Origin of the sequence: Micromonospora sp. NPDC047644 (assembly GCF_040704315.1) — a bacterium.
Taxonomy (GTDB): domain Bacteria; phylum Actinomycetota; class Actinomycetes; order Mycobacteriales; family Micromonosporaceae; genus Micromonospora.
This window is the reverse complement of record NZ_JBEYSY010000018.1, coordinates 133,360-152,414: the sequence shown is the minus strand read 5'-3', so window position 1 is coordinate 152,414 and position 19,055 is coordinate 133,360. Positions and strand designations below refer to the sequence as shown.

At 72.0% G+C, this 19,055-nt stretch carries 12 protein-coding genes and 1 rRNA gene; 7 read left to right on the top strand and 6 right to left on the bottom strand.

From position 1 onward, the window contains the following. Together rrf and AB0877_RS27090 are read left to right on the top strand one after the other, a co-directional pair. Positions 1–87 (top strand): 5S ribosomal RNA (gene rrf, locus AB0877_RS27095); the annotation flags it as partial. A gap of 315 nt (positions 88–402) precedes the next feature. Beyond that, a complete protein-coding gene (locus tag AB0877_RS27090) occupies positions 403–663 on the top strand; it encodes a hypothetical protein (protein ID WP_366612380.1) in 261 nt (86 codons plus the stop codon). Between the two features lie 145 nt (positions 664–808). Here AB0877_RS27090 and AB0877_RS27085 read toward each other — a convergent pair whose 3' ends face one another. Continuing rightward, the gene (locus tag AB0877_RS27085) at positions 809–2,629 is read right to left on the bottom strand and encodes a VanW family protein (protein WP_366612379.1); all 1,821 of its coding nucleotides are present in this window, start codon (positions 2,627–2,629) and stop codon (positions 809–811) included. A 182-nt stretch (positions 2,630–2,811) separates the two neighbouring features. On the opposite strand from AB0877_RS27085, the gene nudC reads away from it, so the two are divergent. Continuing rightward, the gene (gene nudC, locus AB0877_RS27080; protein ID WP_366612378.1) at positions 2,812–3,729 is read left to right on the top strand and encodes an NAD(+) diphosphatase; all 918 of its coding nucleotides are present in this window, start codon (positions 2,812–2,814) and stop codon (positions 3,727–3,729) included. On the opposite strand, the gene AB0877_RS27075 is transcribed toward nudC, so the two are convergent. Together AB0877_RS27075 and AB0877_RS27070 are read right to left on the bottom strand one after the other, a co-directional pair. Beyond that, on the bottom strand, positions 3,626–4,912 hold the full coding sequence (locus AB0877_RS27075) for a polysaccharide biosynthesis protein (protein WP_366612393.1): 1,287 nt from the start codon (positions 4,910–4,912) through the stop codon (positions 3,626–3,628). The genes nudC and AB0877_RS27075 overlap by 104 nt on opposite strands. Before the next feature lie 44 nt (positions 4,913–4,956). Further along, the gene (locus AB0877_RS27070) at positions 4,957–9,327 is read right to left on the bottom strand and encodes an alpha-(1->3)-arabinofuranosyltransferase (RefSeq protein ID WP_366612377.1); all 4,371 of its coding nucleotides are present in this window, start codon (positions 9,325–9,327) and stop codon (positions 4,957–4,959) included. A 161-nt stretch (positions 9,328–9,488) separates the two neighbouring features. Between AB0877_RS27070 and AB0877_RS27065 the strand changes: the two genes are divergently transcribed. From AB0877_RS27065 to AB0877_RS27055, 3 genes are read left to right on the top strand one after another with little or no spacing between them, the layout of a single operon-like run. Continuing rightward, a complete protein-coding gene (locus AB0877_RS27065; protein ID WP_366612376.1) occupies positions 9,489–11,372 on the top strand; it encodes a hypothetical protein in 1,884 nt (627 codons plus the stop codon). After that, positions 11,373–13,118 (top strand): hypothetical protein, encoded by a 1,746-nt coding sequence (locus AB0877_RS27060; RefSeq protein WP_366612374.1) that lies wholly within the window; start codon positions 11,373–11,375, stop codon positions 13,116–13,118. A 35-nt stretch (positions 13,119–13,153) separates the two neighbouring features. Next, complete coding sequence (locus tag AB0877_RS27055) at positions 13,154–13,348, top strand: hypothetical protein (RefSeq protein ID WP_196920206.1); 195 nt, start codon at positions 13,154–13,156, stop codon at positions 13,346–13,348. On the opposite strand, the gene AB0877_RS27050 is transcribed toward AB0877_RS27055, so the two are convergent. Beyond that, entirely contained in the window at positions 13,333–14,511 is a 1,179-nt protein-coding gene (locus tag AB0877_RS27050) for a glycosyltransferase family 4 protein (protein ID WP_366612392.1), read from the bottom strand. The two genes, AB0877_RS27055 and AB0877_RS27050, sit on opposite strands and share 16 nt — an antisense overlap. Before the next feature lie 109 nt (positions 14,512–14,620). Further along, entirely contained in the window at positions 14,621–15,886 is a 1,266-nt protein-coding gene (locus AB0877_RS27045) for an acyltransferase (RefSeq protein ID WP_366612372.1), read from the bottom strand. Between the two features lie 111 nt (positions 15,887–15,997). Between AB0877_RS27045 and AB0877_RS27040 the strand changes: the two genes are divergently transcribed. Continuing rightward, complete coding sequence (locus AB0877_RS27040; protein ID WP_366612370.1) at positions 15,998–17,194, top strand: DUF3068 domain-containing protein; 1,197 nt, start codon at positions 15,998–16,000, stop codon at positions 17,192–17,194. A gap of 171 nt (positions 17,195–17,365) precedes the next feature. Here AB0877_RS27040 and AB0877_RS27035 read toward each other — a convergent pair whose 3' ends face one another. Beyond that, positions 17,366–19,036 carry a DUF885 domain-containing protein gene (locus AB0877_RS27035; RefSeq protein WP_366612369.1) on the bottom strand — a complete coding sequence of 557 codons (1,671 nt, stop codon included), beginning with the start codon at positions 19,034–19,036 and terminating at the stop codon, positions 17,366–17,368. Positions 19,037–19,055: the final 19 nt, after the last annotated feature.

Genomic DNA, 19,055 nt, shown 5'->3' with positions numbered 1-19,055 from the left:
GGTTACATTCCGAACCCGGAAGCTAAGCCCTCCAGCGCCGATGGTACTGCACTCGTGAGGGTGTGGGAGAGTAGGACGCCGCCGGACAATCTTCCAAAGAAGCCCACCCCAATTGGGGTGGGCTTCTTTGCGTATCCCCCCTTTTTTCCTGACCGCTGCGACCGCTGCGACCGCGGCGACCGCGGGACCGTTCAAGGTCACGCTCGATCCTGGTTGTAGTGGCCTCGCAGCGGGTGGACACCACTACATCCAGGATGTTGCACGATCTTGCCGGTCAGGTCAGGTCAGGTCAGGTCAGGTCAGGTCAGGTCAGCTCAGGTCAGCTCAGGTCAAGGGGCGAGGGTCGACGTCCTGGATTTGTGGCTCGGGGCTGGGCCTGGTGGCCGGGGCTAGGCTCGGCCTGTGGATGAGGTCCTGATAGTCGCGGTGTTCGTGGGCTGCCTGGCGGCGGTCCTGAGCACGCTCTGGTGGCTTGCGTCCCGGGTACGTCGCCGTGGCATCGGTGGCGAGGTCATGGGTCCGTTCGAGGAGATGTGGCACCCCGCGGCGCACCGGCTCCGGGCGGAGATCCGGGTGCAGGAGAGCCGCGTCGTACCGATGCCGCCGCAGGGCGGCAGGCGCAATGAGCACGGCGACAACGCCACCGAGCTGACCCAGACCTGAGCTGACCCCAGCACTCCAGCCGCCCTCAGCGCAGGGCCCGGTCTCAGAACACGGCCGGGCTCAGACCCCAGCCGGTCTCAGAAGAGCACAGCCGGTCTCAGAGCACAGCACAGCAGCGCAGGATCGGCCCGGAGCGGGTGGGGTATCAAGAGGGCTTCGGTCCGCAGACGTAGCGGGGCTCGGCGTCGTAGCGCCAGGTGAACTTCTCCCGCTTGACCACCGCGCCGCCCTTCTTGATGACCCGGAAGGCGTCCTGGGTGAAGCCGTTGATGCCGTTGGTCTCGATGCACGAGGGACCGGGAGCGAGGTGGATCTGCTTCGGCGTGGTGATGTTGCGGCGCGGCCCGTACTCGGTCTTCACGCTGTCGTAGATCTTCGTGCTCCAGATCGAGACGGTGATCGTGCTCGACGTGTACGACGTGTCGATGAGCACGCCGTACTCGGTGTTGTTGCGGAACTTGAAGTCCAGGTTCGGCCAGAAGATTGTCGACTCGATGACCGCCGGGTACCTGTCGAACCAGTACGAGTGCGGCTTGTGCTCGACGTCCTCCAGGCCGGCGTAGTAGGTCGCGTTGAACAGCGTGGTGGTGAACTGCGACGTGCCGCCGCCGACGCCCGGCACCAGCTTGCCGTCGAGGATGACGGGTGCGTCCCGGTAGCCCTGGGCGTAGCCGCGCTCGCCGGTGTGGCCGTTGAGCGAGAACGTCTTCCCCGGCAGTACGACAGTGCCGTCCACCTTCCTCGCGATGGTGGCGATGTTCTGGCTGCGCGACGAGGCCATGCCGCCGGTGAACCGGGTGGTGAAGGTCGACACCCGCTCCTTGATGCCCAGCCCGGCAAGCTTTTCCCCGGTCAGTTGCGGCGGCGTCGGCTTCAACTCGCCGGTCACCTCGCGGCCGTCCGCCTTCGGCAGTACGGCCAGCAGGTCTCGACCGAGGGCTGCCGTGTCCAGCTGCTGCCCGGCTTTCCCCTCCTTGGCGGTGGGCCGGCCACCGGAGATCGTCATCGTGGCGTCCTTCGGCGGCACCTCGATGGCGGTCAGCTTGTCGCCGAGCGCCGCCCGCAGCCGCTTGACGTCCACCGAGGGGGTGAGCTTGCCGGTCTTGTCGGCAGCGAACCGGAGGCTCTTCGCGATGGCGGCGGGCGGGATCGTCACCTGGCCCTTGTTCGTCCGCAGGGTGACCGGTGCGGCGACCGCCGGCTTCGCCAGCTCGCTGACCATCCGGTCCAACTCCTCGGCGGTGGTCGCCGGGTGGGTTTCCACAAGGGGAACGGTGACCGGGGCGCCGGCCAACCAGCCGGTGCGGACCACCTCGGCGGAACGCTCCGGGTTCAGCGCCAGCCCGGGCTTGGGCTGTACGACCTTCGGCGTGGTGCCCTGGTAGGTGATCGCCGGCATCGTCATGCCCTGGGCCTGGTCGCCGAGCACCTTACGGAGCGCGTCGTCCAACCGGCCCACGTCGACGGTCACCACGGGCTCGACGGTGCGGGAGCCGACCAACCGGCTGACCGGGTGAGCGTTGGCCTCGGCGGCTGCCGCGACGGTCGCCGGCACGTCGACGGTCAGCCCCACGTCGGCGGGGTTGATCTCGGCGGTGCGCCCGTCGACGGTGACCTTCAGCGGTGTGGCCAGCGTTGCCGCCCGCCGGTCCAGCTCCGCCCGCAACTCCCGGTCGGCGTCCGCGCGGCTCCGGCCGCCCAGCTCGGTGCCGAGCACGCTGGTGCCACGGGGAACGTCACCGGCGTACGCCCAGGCGCCGGCACCCGCCACAGCGGCGAGAACGCCACCGGTGATGCCGGCGGCGAGCAGCATGCGCACCCGACGCGGCCGGCTCGGGCCGCCGTCCAGCTCACCGGGGGCGGCTGTGGTGACCGGCTCAGCTCCGTCGTCCGGCCAGGTGACCGCGGTGACCTGCACGGTGGGCCGGTCGTCGGCGGGTGGACTGTTGTCGCCGTACAGCGTCACTGCAACCTCGATCGCCAGGGTGCCGCGGGAGGTCCTCCCTCCCGGAGGCACCTACGGTAACGAATGCCCGGCCGTCCTCGTCGGCTGCGCCCACCAGGCGCTGCTACTGCGTGTCGTTCGGCGTGTCGCACCGGCCCGGGGGCGGTGCCGACGGCCGATCGTCGACGTGGCACGGTGACCGGGTGGGCACTGCGGAGCGGGTGTTGGCGTACGGGGGCGGATCGCTGGACCGGGCGGGACCGTTGCGCACCGATCCGACGCGGTTGGGCGCGCTGCTCACCGGGTCGACCGCCGTGCTGTTGCCGCTGTGGCGGGACCGTTGTCTCGTCGATGGGCACGGGCCGGTCCGGCTCAGCGCGGAACGCGCGGCACTGGTCCGGTCCGCCGCCGGCGAGACCGTCTTCCTGGGGCTCGACGGGGAGGCCGCCGTGTTCGCCGCGGACCTGTCGGCGCTACCCGAGCGGTCCGCCGTCGAGATGGCTGGCGCGGTGCGCTCCGTCGACGTGCGGGCACTGGTCGGGCGGCTCGAACCCGGCGACGCGGCCGTCCTGGCGTACGCCAGGGGTTTGTTGCACTGGCACCGGCAGCAGCGATTCTGCGGGACGTGCGGCGCGGCGGCCGTCGCCGGCGGTGGCGGGCACCTGCGGACCTGCACCGGCACGGAGTGCGGACGTCTGCTGTTCCCCCGGATCGAGCCGGCCATCATCGTGTTGGTCGAGGCACCCGGTCGGTCGGGTCGCTGTCTGCTGGCCCGGCACGCGGGCGCGGCCGAGGATGCGTACTCGACGCTGGCCGGCTTCGTCGAGATCGGCGAGAGCCTGGAGGACGCGGTCCGTCGGGAGATGGGCGAGGAGGCGGGCGTGACCGTCACCGACGTGACCTACCAGGGGTCCCAGGCGTGGCCGTTCCCCGCCGGTCTGATGGTGGGCTTCCGGGCCACCGCCACCTCCGACGAGGTACGCGTGGACGGCGAGGAGTTGCTGGAGGCGCGCTGGTTCACCCGGGCGGAGCTGCGGGACCGGGCGGCCTCGGGTCGCCCGCTCGGTCGGGTGGACTCGATCGACCACCGGCTGCTGACCGACTGGCTGGCGGAGGGCTAGTCGGGTCGACCCCCGGGGCGGGCCGACGGGCCGTCACCGCCATCAGCGCGGTGGTGACGACGGCCGTGCCCAGGGCGGCGAGGAGGAGACCGGGAACGGTGTGGGGCCGGAGGGTCGCGGTGACGGCCACCAGGCCGGCCACGCCCAGCCACAGCGGTGCCGCCGCCCAGCGAGCGCCGGCCGCGAGGCGGTCGTTGAGCAGCACGAACGTCACCGCGTAGAGCGCACCGACCGCCGCGAAGAGGGGCGCGTACCGGCCCAGGTGGTCGTAGTCGGGCCCTCCGGCGAGGCGGAAGGCGAGCCCTCCGGCGAGCGTCGAGGCGAGGACGAGCACCACGCCGAACCCGCCGGTCACCGCGAGCGCGACCGTTCGGCTGCGCCGGTCACCGCGAGCCAGCCTCGGTAGGGCGAGGACGGCGGCCACCTGCGGTGCCCACAGCGCGCCCTTGCTCAGGACGGTGCCGACCGAGTACGCCCCGGAATCCGACGGGGACAGCAGTTGCCGGGACAGCAGCAGGTCGGCGTAGGAGACGACGAGCATCGCCAGGGTCGCACCGCAGCCGGCAACGACCTGAGCGACGGTCAGCCGTGCGGCGGTGGACGACCGTTGCGGCTCGCGGGCGAGTCGGGCCAGCACCGCAGGGGTGAGGGCGGCGGTCATCGCGCCGACCGCCAGCGCGCCGGTCGGGCCCGTGCCGAGCAGCAACCCGGCGATCACGCCGCCGTAGCGGCCGGCGGCGAGCACCGCCATCCCGATGGCGAGTCGTACGAAGCGCTGGCTTCCCTGCAATTCCCCGAGCGACCGGGAGGAGAGCACGATCGCCGCGGTGGTGACCGCCAGCAGCGCGGGCATCTCGACCGGGAGATCCAGGGCGATGACCAGCAGTGGTGTCGCCGCGACGAGGGCTCCCGCGCATACTGCGGCGGTGACCGCGGTGAGCCGCCGAGTGTCGGATGCGCCGTGCCGGGCGCGGTGCACGGCGACGGCCAGTTGCAGGCCGAGCCCGGGCACACCGACGATGGCCACCAGGCCGAGGGCGGCGGCGAGCACGCTGAGGTCGGCCGGGTCGAGCCGCCGGGCGGCCAGGACCGGAACCACGTAGGCCAGGCCGTTGACCAGGATCCCGGCCAGGGTGACGCTGACCCCGGCAGCGCCGAGGCCCGTACTCCAGCCGCGGGTCAGCTCCGTCTGGGCCGTCTTCTCCCGACGGGCGGGTCGTCGAGGGCTCACGTGATCTCGGAGAACGTCGGAAGCTGCCCGTCGGCTGGCCCGGCCGACCGGCCGGGCCCCGCCGGCTCGACCGTGTCGCGCTCGACCGGGTCCGGCTTCGGTCCCTCAGCGGCCGGCGCCGTCGCCGTGACGGCTGCCGTCCTGGCGGTTGGCGTGGGCCGGCGTACCGGCCGTCGTCGGGCGGCGGTGGAGAGCCAGAGGGCACCCAGGGCGACGACGACAGTGAGTTGCACGAGCGCGTCGGTGTTCCGCCGGGTCGAGTCGAGGTAGAGCAACCCGGCGAGCAGCATGAGCGCGCCGGGAAGCCAGGTCTCCACGGCCCGGCTGATCGTCCGGGCCCGCCGTGGATCGGCCGGCCAGGGCAGGCGACGTGGGCCGGGCACCGCCAGCATGAATCCCGCCGCGACCAGCAGAGCGCCGACCAGGCCGCTCCACAGCACCAGCGCGGCGGCTCCGACGGCCAGCAGCGGCAGCGAGCGGGTGACTCGACGCCGGCCGTGTGGCCGGACGGTCGCCGAGGTTCGCCCGGTGGGCTGTCGGGCGGGCACCACCGCGAGCAGGACCACCACCGCGAGCAGGACGCCGCCGAGGAGAAGCCCGGCCCGGTACGGCGTGTCCGGAGCGAAACGCAGCAGCACCTCTCCGGAAGCGCCGGCGGGGAGGATCCAGCCCTGCTGCCACCCGTCCACCACCAGAGGCGTCAGCGTTCGCCCGCCGAGGGTGGCCTGCCAGCCGGTGTTGGTGTTCTCCCGTACGGCGAGCACCCGGTCGACGGGGTGACTGGCCACCCGTACCCGTCGCTCGGTGGCCGCCCAGGATTCGACCTCGGTGGCGCTGGCGGTGGCCGAGGCCGGCGTGGTCGTCTTCGGTACCAGGGCGACAGTGGTCGGCGAGGCCAGCTGGCTCGGGGTAGCGACGATGCGGTGCTCCCCGCGGCCCAGGTCGAGCTGCCGGGGCGTGTTCCGGCCGCACGGCGTCACCGGCATCTCGCGCATCTCCAGCAGGTCGCGGAGCGTGCCGCGCAGCGTGGTGGTCACCCGCGCCGCGCCGACCTGGAGCGTCGGCCCCGATCCGCAGGCCAGCGACAGGGGTGCGTCGAGGCGCGGGCCGACAGTGGGCGCTCCGGGTAGCACCGTCACCTCACCGACCGCGATGGGCAGCCGCTCCGGCAGCCGCAGCTTGTACGGGTCGACGCTGGTGGCGGACGGCTTGTCGAGGAACTGGATGGTGATCTCGTCGGTCCGCATCGGCGGGTCCAGGCGGAGCAGCCCGTCGTCGCCGAGCAGGCTGCTGCGGAAACCGTCGTCGCCGACCACGCGCACGCTGCCGAGACGGGTGGCGGCCGTCCTCTCGTCGGTCGAGAAGCGGAGCCCGGTGATGGTCTGCGGCTTGAGCCACTTGAGTCGCAGGATCGGCGCCTCGTCGTCGGTCGCCGGTGACCAGCTGGTGGCCGGGTTCCCGTCGAGCGCCGCGCCGGCTCGGCCGGTCGGGTCGGGCACCGCCGTCGAGGAGGCGCTGATCTGCGCCGCGAGGCGCAACGGCTGCGCCTCGGTAACCAACTTGTCGAGGGCGTTGTCCAGGTCGGGACCGGGCGTCGGCCGCGCCCACAGCTTGGCGTCGTACGCCCCGGCGGCCGGCAGGGTCAGGGTCCGGTCGATGGTGGAGCCGTCCTCGGAACCACGGATGGCGTCGGTGGAGCAGCGCGGGTGCCCGTCGACCGAGAAGCAGGCCGGTGTCGTGGGTGCCGCGGACACGACGACGGTCGCCGGCCGGTCGGTCGCCGGTGCGGCGGGTAGGACCAGGGTGCGGCTGGTCTGGATGCCCGGAATCTTGATCTCCGCGATGCCGACCGAGCCGTTACCGAACGGGCGCAGGTCGTACGCGCCGTCGACCGAGACCCGGACCTCGCGGGTGGCGTGGACGCCGGGCAGTTCGAACACCATGTGGTCGGTGAACTGTTCGATGGTGCTGCTCTCGTACCCGGCGCTGACGGTCACCGTCGTGGGCAGGGCGTCGGCCTTCAGGTCGAACCACACCTCGACCCGGGTGACAGTCGTCGGGTTGGCGAGGCTCACCTCGATCCACTGTTGGTCGCTGGGCGAGTACGGCGCGGACTGCCAGGAGGTCGCCGAGTTGCCGTCCATCGCCGCGTACGGCTGGTGCTCGGGGCGGGCACCGCCGGGCGAGTCCACCTGCGAGCGGGCGGTGGAGCCGCGGATCGCGGTGATGCCCTCGAACCGGGCGACGGTGGAGTGTTCCGCACCCCACTCGGGCAGGTAGTCGTGGGCGGGGGCGGTGACGTCGAAGGTGTCGTCGGCGGTCAACGTCTGGGAGGTGTTGTCCCGCAGTCCGCCGAACGACACGTCCCGCCTGCGCAGACCGTCGGTCATCGCCACCGGCCCGGCGACGTCGGCGCTCGACGCGTCGCCGGCCAGGACGGTGGGCGCCGGGCCGAGCTGCCCGGCCGCGGCGAGGTCGAGCAGTGACTCGGGACCACCGACCACCGTGGTCACGTCGGCCCGGTCATAGGCGACCACCGGCTCGACGGGCCGGTCGACCCGGTAGATCTCCAGCGCCCGCACGGGCACGTCGAGCCCGTGGTCGCGGAACTCGTCGGGAGACGAGGGCCCGCCGCGCAGCGGGCCGAAGGACGTGACGCGGGTCAATCCGGGTGAGCGCTCCAGCGCCTGCCGGACCACCGCTGGGCGGGCCGTGTCGGAGCGGCCGTGGTCGAGGTCGGCGCGGAACAGGACGTGACTGATTCCGGATCGGGCCAGCAGGTCCGCCAGGCCGGTCGACCCGGCGCCCGTGGCGAGCGTCGACTCGATCACGTCCAGCAGCCGGATCGTGGTCGGTGGGGTGAAGGGGATGGCGTTGCGTACCGCCCACCGGCTGTCGAGCAGCGGCTGGGTGATCTCGTCGGTGGTGTTGCCCCAGTCGTACGACGGGAAACGCGCCCCGGGCACGACGAGCACCCGCCCGCGTCCCGTGTTCGCGTCGAGCCAGTCGGTGGCGTCGTGCCAGTAGCCGGGCACCTCCTTGACGCTGCCGGGGGTGGCGAGACCGCCCGCGAGGGCGGGCGTGGCGACCGCCGTGACGGCGACGATGGCGGCGCCGGCGGTCAGCCAGGCGCGTGCGACGGTTCTCCGGCGGTGCCGCGCGGGCGCGGTGCGCGCCGCCCGGACGGCCAGCCCGATCAGGTGCGCCAGGCCCAGGCAGAGGGGCAGGCGGAGCAGGACGTCGAACTTGTGCACGTTGCGCAGGGGCGCGCCGACGCCGTCGAGGAACTCCCGCTGTGGCCCGGCGAGGATGTTCGGCAGGTCACCGACGTGCCCGAGACCGACGAGCGCGACGCCGAGCACCAGACCGGTGATGAGGAACCGGCGGTGCGGCATCCCCCGCCGGGACAGCCCGAGCACACCGAGGGCGGCAACCGCCAGGGTGGCGGCGACCAGCACCGCCTCGTTGGCGAGTCGCGCACCGGACGGGATGGTCGGCCCGAACGGGGAGGCCAGGTAGGCGACCCAGTAGGAGGCGCCGCGCAGGGTGGTCACCGCGTCGGTGACGCTCGTGGTGTTTCGGGCGGTCTCGATGTAGTCCAGGAAGGGTGGGCTGTACCGCCCGAGGACCAGCAGCGGAACCAACCACCACGCCGTGGCCAGGGCCACCGCGCCGCACCAGGCCGCGATGGCGGTGACCCGGCGGCGTACGGGCTGGACGGTGGCGAGCCAGAGCAGGGCCAGTGGCACCACGGCGAACACGGCGGTGGCGTTGACCCCACCGGCGCAGGCGACGGCGACGGCCGACGCGGCGACGGCGCGTCGCAGTCGGGTGCCGGCGGCGAGACCGACAAGCGGAATGAGCACCCAGGGGGCGACGGCGCTGGGCCAGGCCTCCACCGAGGACCAGCCGAGCTGGGTGAGGATGCGCGGTGACAGCGCGAAGGCGACGCCCGCGATCATGCGCCCGGCGGGCGTTCCGATGGCAAGTCGGCCCGCCAGGCGCACGGCCCCCAGGTAGGCGACGCAGAAGAGCAGTGCCCACCACAACCGCTGAACCACCCACGGCGCGAGGCCGGACTCCGACCCGAGCAGGAAGAACGGGCCCATCGGCCAGAGATAGCCGTACGCCTGGTTCTGTAGTTGGCCGAACGTGCCGGTGGGGTCCCACAGGTGCAGCGAGCGGAGCAGCCACCCGGCCGGGTTGACGAACAGGTCGACCTTGGTGTCCGGAACGACCTGGCCCGGGGCCTGCTGGAAGGCGAGGGCGGTGAGCGCGATGCAGATGACCAGGTGCCGGAACCGTCGGGCCGTGTGCCGGCTCCGGCTGGACCCCGGATCGGCGCCACTGGCCACCTCTGCACGCATGTCGGCTCCTGTCTTCACCGGCCGGACGCGCACCTGCAGCCGACGACTGTCGCGCGACGTTATCCGGACCGGGCACGGACGGGCGACCAGGGGCGCTGCGGTGGCGTTATCGGGAGAACGGCCGTCCCCACGGCGTGTAAGCGTGTGGCAGGCTGCCGACCATGTCAATGCCAGAAGCTGAGGCCGAGACGCATCCGGAACGCGTCGCGTCCGACGGCGACGGGCCCGGGCCGGTCGGCCGATGGCTCCGCGCCGACCCCGTCCGCGCCGTGGCGATCGCTCTCATCGCGGTGTCCGTCGCCTGGCGGGCCGGCCTCGCCACCCGTGGCTGGTTCTCGCAGGACGAGTTCGTCATCGCCGCCCAGGTCCTCGACACCGGGTTGGACGCGGACTACCTCCTGCGTACGTTCAACAACCACCTCATGCCCGGCGGCCTGTTGGTGGCGTGGGCGATGGTGCGGGCGGCGGGCTTCGCCACCTGGCCGTGGGTGTTGCTGCTGGCGGTTGGCCAGGCGGCGACCGGGATGGCTCTCTACCGGCTGCTGCGCGATCTGCTCCGTCCCGGTTGGGGACTGCTCATTCCGTTGTGCCTGTTCGTGTTCAGCCCACTGACGCTTGAGGTCTCCTCGCTGTGGTTGGTCGGGTTGCTCGTGCTGCCGATGCAGTTGGCCCTGGTCATGGCGGTGGCGGCCCAGGTCCGGTACGTGCGGACCGGTCGTCTGCGTCACCTCGTGGCGGTCGCGCTCTGGCTGGTGTTCGGCCTGCTCTTCGACACCAAGTCCCTGCTGATCGTGCCGCTGCTGTTCCTGCTGACCGTCTTTCTCTTCACGTCCGGTGGTGTGTGGCGCAGTCTCCTGACGGCGATCCGCCGGCAATGGCCGGCCTGGTTGATGCTCAGCGCGCTGTCGGGGGGATACCTGGCGTTCTATCTGACGCGTCCCTCCGGTGAACTGCGGGACCCGACCTCGGTCGGTCCGGTCTTCACCTTCCTCGGCGACCTGGTCGGCGAGACCGTGGTGCCGGGTCTGCTCGGCGGTCCCTGGCGCTGGACCTACGCCGGTGACGGTCCCCCGCTGGTCGACCCGTACGACATCGCGAAGTGGTTGTCCTGGGCGGTGCTGGCGACGCTCGTCGTGGTCACCGTCCGGCGACGTCCGTCGGCCGGCCGGGCCTGGCTGCTGCTCACCTCCTACCTGGCCCTGGTCGCCGCGCTCTTCGCCATCACCCGGCTCGGCGGGCCGCTCGGCCCACTGATCGGCGTCGTCCCCCGGTACGTCGCCGACGTGGTGCTGGTCGCGGCGATCTGTGTGGGTGCGGCCCTGCTGGGGATCAGGGACACCGACGAGGACGAGGTGTCGGCGTGGCCGGTGCCGACCGTCCTGCGGGAACCGGGCGCGTTCGCTGTCGGGCTGGTCTCGGTGATCGTTGTCCTGGCGACCATCGGCGTGGGCACCCTGTGGAGCACCGCCCGTTTCGGTGACAACTGGAGTACGAAGTACGGGCGGGAATACCTCGAGACGACGCAGGCGGAACTCGCCGCAGCGCCGCCGGGCACGGTCTTCTTCGACACCGCGGTTCCGGACCGGGTGGTCGCCGGTTACTTCTGGCCGGACAATCTCCAGTCGCACTTCTTCCGCCCGGCCGAGCGTCGACCCACCTTCGTGGCGGAGGCCGCGCGGCCGTCGACGTTCGACGAGCTGGGGCGGATCCGACCGGTCGTGGTCGAGGGGCGGAAGATCCTGCCCGGCCCGGTGGACGGTTGCGGGCACCTGGCCGAGGGCGGTCGACCCACCCGGATCCCGTTGGACGGGTACCTGGTGGAGTGGCCGTACGTGGTGCACTTCGGCTACCTCAGCTCGGGTGACTCCACAGCGCTGTTCCGGCTCGGGGACGCCACCCGCGAGATCACCCTCCGACGCGGGCTGAACGACGTGTTCTTCCTGCTGGAGGGTGCGGGGGATGCTGTCGAGGTCACCGTCCGGACGCCAGGGGTCGGGGTGTGCACCGAGCTGATCACCGTCGGCCGGGCGGTGCCGGCATCGTGAATGGTTGAGCCGACCGGCGGTGCCCGGGCCGCACCGGTTCCGCGGGGGCGGGACACGCTGTCGCTGTACGCGGTCGCGGCGGCGGTCACCGTTGTGGTGCTGGCCCCGCTGGCGGCGCCCGGCTACGCGTTGCTGTACGACATGGTGTTCGTACCCCGGCAGCCGTTGACCTGGGATCTCGTCGCCCCGGCGCAGAGCCTGCCCCGGGCGGTGCCGATGGACGCACTGGTCTCGCTGGTCACCCAACTCGTGCCGGGCTGGGTGGTGCAGCGCCTCGTGCTCGCCGGGGCGGTCTTCCTCGCGGCGGTCGGCGCCGGCCGGTTGGTGCCGACCGAACGGCGTGCGGTCCGGCTGTTCGCCGCGTTGGCGTACGCGTGGTCGCCGTACCTCGCCGAGCGGCTGCTGATCGGGCAGTGGGGGCTGCTGCTCGCGTACGCCGCGCTGCCCTGGCTGGTGCGGGCGGCGCTGGACCTGCGGGCCGGTCGCGACGGCGCGCTCGCCCGGGTGGTGCTCGCCGCCGCCCCGGCCGCCATCACGCCGACCGGCGGTCTGATCGCGCTGGGCACGGTGCTGGTGCTGACGTCGGACCGGATGCGCGCACCCCGGTCGCTGCTGGTGTCGCAGCGGATGCATCCGCACCGGTCCCGGCAGGCGCTGGCCGCGGTCGGGGTGCTCAACCTCCCTTGGGTGGTCGCGGCCCTGGTCACCGGTGCCGGGGGTACCTCGGACCCGGCGGGGGTGGCGGCGTTCGCGGCGCGTTCGGAGAACTGGGCCGGCCCGGTGGTGGCGCTGGCCGGCACCGGCGGAATCTGGAGCGCACAGGCCACCCCCGCCAGTCGCGCGGCGGCACTGGTGCCGGTGGCGACCCTCGTGCTGCTGATCCTGGCCGGTGTCGGTGCCGGCCTGCTGCGGCGCCGGCTACCCCCGGGTGGGGCGGTGCGCCTGGCGGTGCTCGCCGGGACCGGTTTTCTGCTGGCCGTCCTCGGGGTGCTCCCCGGCGGGGATGCCGCGCTGCGCTGGGCGGTGGCGCACCTGCCGGGCGCGGGGCTGCTGCGGGACGGGCAGAAGTTCCTGGCGCCGTACGCGCTGCTGCTGGTGGTGTGCGCGGCGTTGGGGGCCGAGCGGCTGGTGGCCCGGGTCGACCGGGAGGTGGCCGGGGTGGTCCTGGTCGGGTTGCTGTTCCTACCGGTGGCCGTCCTGCCGGACCTGGCGTTCGGCGGTGTCGGTCGGCTTCGGCCGGTGAGCTATCCGGCCGAGTGGCAGCGGGTGGCCGAGCACATCGAGGAGGAGCCGGGGGAGATCCTCGCCTTGCCGCTGAGCGCCTACCGGGCGTACCCGTGGAACCCGGGCCGGGTCGTCCTGGACCCGGCACCCCGCCTTCTGCCGGGAACCGTCCTGACCGACGACACGCTCCGGGTCGGCGACGTCGCGGTGGCCGGCGAGAACCCGCGCGTCGGTGAGATGCGCCGGGCGTTGGCCGAGGGGCGGCCGGTCTGGACCACGGGGGTGCGCTGGGTCCTGGTGCAGCACGAGGTCTCCGGCGAGGTCCACTCCCAGCTGCTCGGCGGCCTGGAGACGGTCCATGACGGGCCCTTCCTGACGCTGTACCGCAACCCGGAGACAGTGCTGCCACCGAGCCCGTCCGGACCGGCCCGACTGGCGGTGGTGACGGCCCTCGGCGGTGCCCTTCTGGTGGTCGTCGCTGCCGCCGTTTCGGCACTACACCGGCGAGCTACCGCGTGGTAACGTCCGCTCGCACGTCTCGCCATTGGAGGATTGGCATGCGTAGAGCTCTGACCCTGGTCGTGTCTGGCCTGGTGGCGGCGTTGCTGGGGATCCTGGCTCTCGGCGGGATCTCGGCCGCCGCGACCGCCACCGACGAGGAGGCCGCAAAGGAGGCCAAGCTCGTCTCGGAGGCGGCCAAGCGCGCCGGTAAGAAGGACCCGTACGCCCCCGCGGTTTACGGCGACAGGTAGGACGGCTCGCCCCGCTGCCGCACTGGGCGGGGCGACTCCACACCCTTGAGGATCGCCTCGAAGCGCCCACCCGCGGCCTGCCAGGTGAAGCTGGCGGCGTGCTCCCGGGCCTGGGCGCCCATCTCCCGCCGCAGCTCGTCCTGGTGCAGAAGCGTGCGCACCTTCATCAGGTAGTCGTCGATGTCGTCGGCCAGCAGGCCGGTACGCCCGTCGACGACCGCTTCGGCGACTCCGCCGGCTCCCCGGAACGCCACCGTCGGGGTGCCCGCCGAACCCGCCTCCACGATCGTGAGCCCCCAGCCCTCCTTGAGGGACGGGGTCAGGGCCACCCAGGCCGAGGCGAGCAGGGCGGCCTTCTCCTCCTCGGTGACGAAGCCGCGGAAGTCCACCCGCTCGGTGATGTCCAACTCTGCGGCGAGGTCCCGCAGGTGCGACTCCCACCAGCCCTGACCGGCGACCACCAGACGTAGTTGGGGCAGCTCGTCGGCGAGGGCCGCGACGGCCCGCAGGGCCACCTCCACCCGCTTGTGCGGCACCAGCCGGTTGAGCGTCACCAGCAGCGGGAACGTCGCCCGCTCGGCGTCGGTGTGGGGCATCGCCGGGGTGCCGTTGTGCACCACGGAAACCTGCTCCGGCGGCACGCCGAGCAGTGCCAACTCTCGGCGGGTCGCCTCGGAGACGGTGACGTACCGGCACCGCCGGTAGAGGCGTACGGCCAGCGACGACTCGATCCACCAGCCGAACCGGGCCGCCCACTGTGGAAGCACCACGGGCCACTGCTCGCGGTGCACGTGGTGGATCAGCTTGATTACCGGGCGTCGTGCCCAGAGCGGGGCGAGGAAGGGCAACCCGTTGCAGACGTCCACCAGGACGTCGGGCCGGCCGCCGCGGCGGGCCGCCAGCGGGCCGATGCCCAACGCGCCCCCGACGTAACAGAGCGCCGCCCAGAGATAGACGCTGTGTCGGCCGCCGCGCCGCACCATCCGTACACCCGCCTCGTTGACCTCGTCGGCCGGCGCCTGGCGGTGGGCGGCGCAGAAGAGAGTGGCGCGGAATCCGCGCGCCACCAGTTCGGCGGCGATCCGTTCGACGTACACCTCGGAACCGCCGCCCTCGGGGTTGCGGGTGTCTCGCCAGTTGAGGAACAACACGTGTCCGGGCATGCCGAAGCGACGCTCCACGCGAACCCTACTCTCAAGTAATTTAGCGACCCGCGTCACATTAGGGGCTGGTGTGCCGGCCGGCAATGCCCCGATGGGCCAGCGCTGGGCGCTACCCGCCGACCGTGGGCACCGCAGTGCCAGCCGCGACGGGCGGCGGCGTGGCGGCCGGTGCGGCCACGCCGCCGGCAGGGGTCCCGGGCGTCCGCCCACGCCCGGTGGATCGACGCCGACCCTGCGACCCGAGCAGTTGCAGGGGCCGCTCGACGCCGTAGTAGCTGACCGTGGCGTAGGCCAGACCGAAGACCATGGTGAGGGCGAAGGTGTCGAGTAGCCCGCCGGTGAACAGCGGTCGGTCGTCGACCAGGTAGATGAGTTCGATGACCATGGGGTGCCACAGGAACAGCCCGTACGAGACCGCGCCGAGCCACCGGGCGGACGAACTGCCGAAGACCTCCTTGGCCCGGCTCGCCCCGCCGAAGGCCACCGGGATCAGGATCAGCGCCGCGATCAACAGGTAGAGGGCCAGCTTGACGCCGAACTCGGCGGCCGTCGGCTCGCTGAGGTCGCGGGGGCCGGCGACCGGCGTCGTCGCGATCGCCATCAGGCCGACGGCGGCGGCCCAGCAGGTCACCGGCGCCGAGGCCAGGTCGTCCAGGACCCGGAAGGCCGCGGGCGCGGTCCCGGTGCGCAGGGCGACGTGCGCCGCCGCCAGTGCCATCCCGGTGCCGAACCAGGCGGCGTACGAGGGGAACCACATCGTGTGCAGGGCGGTGTCGAGCCAGCCGAGCCCCATCATGGCGAGCCACGCCGCGGTCAGCAGCGCGCTCCCGCTGACGATCACGACGGTCCGGACCGGACGCCAGGACCGGCCGACGGCGAGCACGGCGATCAGCGGCAGGAGCAGGTAGAACACGACCTCGGTGGCGAGACTCCAGGTCTGGCTGAGCCCCGCGCGCAACTGCCCGGGTTGGTAGATCTGGGCGAAGGTGAGGTGGCGGATCCAGTCGCCGAGGGACGCCTGCCCGTTCTGCGGCAGGACGATCAGGCAGACCGCGACCGCCAACCAGTAGGCGGGCAGGATGCGCAGGGCCCGCCGCCACAGGTAGCGCTCGGCGCCGGGTCGGGCCCGGCCCGTCGCGGCGTTGAGCGCCCACGGCCGGAACAGCAGAAACCCGGACAGTACGAAGAAGATGGCGACGCCGACGTCCAGCCGAGCCAGCCAACCGCCCCAGGCGGCGTTCATGGTGGCGGCGGTCTGGAACCCGACGTGGTGACCCACGACCGCCACCGCGCCGATTGCTCGCAGCGCGTCGAGGGCGGGAAGTCGGCCGGTTGCCGAAGGCTCCGAAACTGTTGGCGCGGCGGCTGTGGACATCTGGACATCCAGGGGGTCGCTTTGAAGGTGACCGGGGAGTAACCTCCCGCCATGTTAAGGATCGGGTGCCCCGGACAACAGGTCGTAGGGCGGCAGGTTACAGGAGGATGAGTGAAGCTTCGCGTGGGCGCCGCGCTCTTCGGGCTTGGCGTCTTATTGCTGGTCTTCGCGGCCGGGCTGCCGTTTTACGTGGCCCCCGCCGTGACCAAGCTCCCCTATGATCTTGAGCCGACGACGTCCGTCGCCGAGGCGAAGAACGCCAGGTTCCTGAAGATCACGGCAACCGGTAGCGCGGTGAGCATCGAGGTTCCGCAAGGCGACCTGGTGTCCAACGTGGAGGTCATTCCGCAGCCCGACGACACCAAGGATCGGCTGCCCGCGGACCTGAAGGGCGACGCGGTGATCTGGGACGTCTACCAGACGGTCCGGCGCACCGACAACCAGGACGTGGTCAGCCAGTACAGCACCGAGCTCGCGCTCGACCGGATCTCCGGTGCGGCCGCCTCGTGGAAGGACCAGTGGCTCAACGAGACCGGCGCGGACGGGACTCCGGTCGGCAACGTGAAGTACACCGGCCAGATCTACAAGTTCCCGTTCGGCACCGCCAAGCGCGACTACCAGGTCTTCGACCGTGACCTGAAGCGGGCCGTCCCGGCGAAGTTCGTCGGCACCGAGAAGATCAAGGGCATCGAGGCGTACCGCTTCGAGCAGCGGATCGAGAACGAGGTGCTGGCCACCCCGGAGAGCAGCATCCAGACGCTGGTCGGGAAGTTCGCGCCCGGCGCGACCAGCGGCGAGGTGGTCTACAGCAACATCCGTACGCTCTGGGTCGACCCGGTGACCGGCTCCTACGTGAACGTGCGGGAGCAGCAGCACAAGGAGTTGCGCCCCAACACCGGCACCCCCACCGTGCTGTTGGACGCGGACTTCAACTACACCGACGACACTGTCAGCCGCAGTGTCGAGACGGTCAAGGAAAACCGCTTCAAGATCGGCCTGATCAGTTTCTGGGGCCCGATCGTCGCTGGTGTCCTCGGTCTGATCGCTGTCGTCTTCGGGGTGTGGCTGGTGACCCGACCCGAGGGTGGGACGGCCCGGCACCGCGCCGAGCCGGCGGTGGACGACCCGACGCCGACCCGGGTGGACCAGGAGCCGGTACGCGACACGGACACCGTCGAGCAGCCCCGGCCGCAGCCGGTCGGCGGGCCACTGACCGACGAGATCCCGCCGGCATCCACGAACTGGAAATCGGAGGACCCGACGGTGCCGACCCAGCGTCCGGCTCCGGGCGAGGTGGAGCAGCGCTGACGCGCGTACGACCGGATGTACGACCGAGGGGTGGACCGCGACGCGGTCCACCCCTCGGTCGTCGGCAGCGCGCTCGCCTTCCCGGGTGAAGGGCGAGCGGTTTCGCCTCGCGGCGTGGCCGCGCGCGGCGACGGACTCGTCGTACCGTCGGCGCGCGCCGCCACCGCCCGGTCAGAGCCGGGCCAGCGCCCGGCGTAGCGGGTCGAGACCCAGGGCGCCCAGGTCCAACGCCTGCCGGTGGAACTCCCGCAGGTCGAAATCGGCGCCCTTGCGGGCCTTGGCGTCCTCGCGGGCCTGGAGCCAGATCCGCTCACCCACCTTGTACGACGGGGCCTGCCCCGGCCAACCCAGGTAGCGGTTCAGCTCGAAGCGCAGGTTCTCGTCCGGAACCCGGCAGTGCGCCCGCATGAACTCCCAGCCCAGCTCGGGCGTCCACCGTTCGCCCGGGTGGAACCCGAACGGATTGTCCTTCGGGATCTCCAGCTCCAGGTGCATGCCGATGTCAACGATGACCCGTGCCGCGCGCATCGCCTGGCCGTCGAGCATGCCCAGCTTGTCGCCCGGATCCTCCAGGTAGCCCAGCTCGTCCATCAGCCGCTCCGAGTAGAGCGCCCAGCCCTCACCGTGCCCGGAGACCCAGCAGAGCAGCCGCTGCCAACGGTTGAGCAGGTCGGCCCGGACGGCCGTCTGCGCCACCTGGAGATGGTGACCCGGCACGCCCTCGTGGTAGACCGTCGTCACCTCTCGCCAGGTGGAGAAGTCGCTGATGCCCTGCGGCACCGCCCACCACATCCGACCCGGGCGGGAGAAGTCCTCACTCGGGCCGGTGTAGTAGATGGCGCCGTCGCTGGTCGGGGCGAGGCAGCACTCGATGCGGCGGACCTGCTCGGGGATGTCGAAGTGGGTGCCGTGCAGCTCGGTGATCGCCTTGTCGGCCAGCGCCTGCATCCAGTCCCGGAATGCCTCCTTGCCCTGGATGGTCCGGGCCGGGTCGGCGTCCAACCTGGTCACGGCCTCGTCGACGGTGGCACCCGAGCCGGCGATGCGCCCCGCCACGACCCGCATCTCCTCCTCCAGGCGCGCCAGTTCGGCGAAGCCCCAGGCGTACGTCTCGTCCAGGTCGACCTTCGCGCCGAGGAAGTACTGCGAGGCGAGCTCGTAGCGCTCCCGGCCGGCGGCCTGCTTGTCCCGCCCGTGCGGGGCCAGCTCGGTACGCAGGAACTGGCCGAACTCGGCGGTAGCCGCGGTCGCCGCCGCCGCGCCCCGACGCAGTTCCGAGCCGAGTGTGCCCTCCGCCCCGAGCCGCTCGACCAGCCCGTGGAAGAAGTTGTCACCGGTCGGGTCGACCCAGATGTCACACTGCTTGGCCACCTCCACCAACTGCACCTTCGAGCTGACCTCGCCGGCGGCGAGCGCCTCCCGCAGCGTGGTCTTGTAGCCCTCCAGCGCGGCGCCGAAGCCGTTGAGCCGGGCGGCGATGTTGGCCTGGTCGTCGCTGGTCGCGGTGGGCATCAGGTCGAACACCATGCGGATCTCGTGCAGCCCGCTGGTGATCACGCTGACCTCGCTGGTCACCTCACCGGCGTCGTACCGGGCGAGGTCCAGCCCGAGCCGCTCCTGCATGGCCTCCTTGGCGGTCCGTTCCGATTCGGTCTCCGGCTCGGTCACCTCCAGCTCGGCCAGGGTCCGGCGGGTGAGGTCCGCGCGCGCCCCGTAGCCGTCGGGCGAGAGGTCGTCGAGCTGGTCGTCATGGCCGGCGATGCCGACGAAGGTCGCGCCGGTGGGGCTCAACGGCGCCCACTCGGCCACGTAGCGGTTGGCGAGTTCATCAATTCGTCCCACGCTGCGACCCTACGTGACC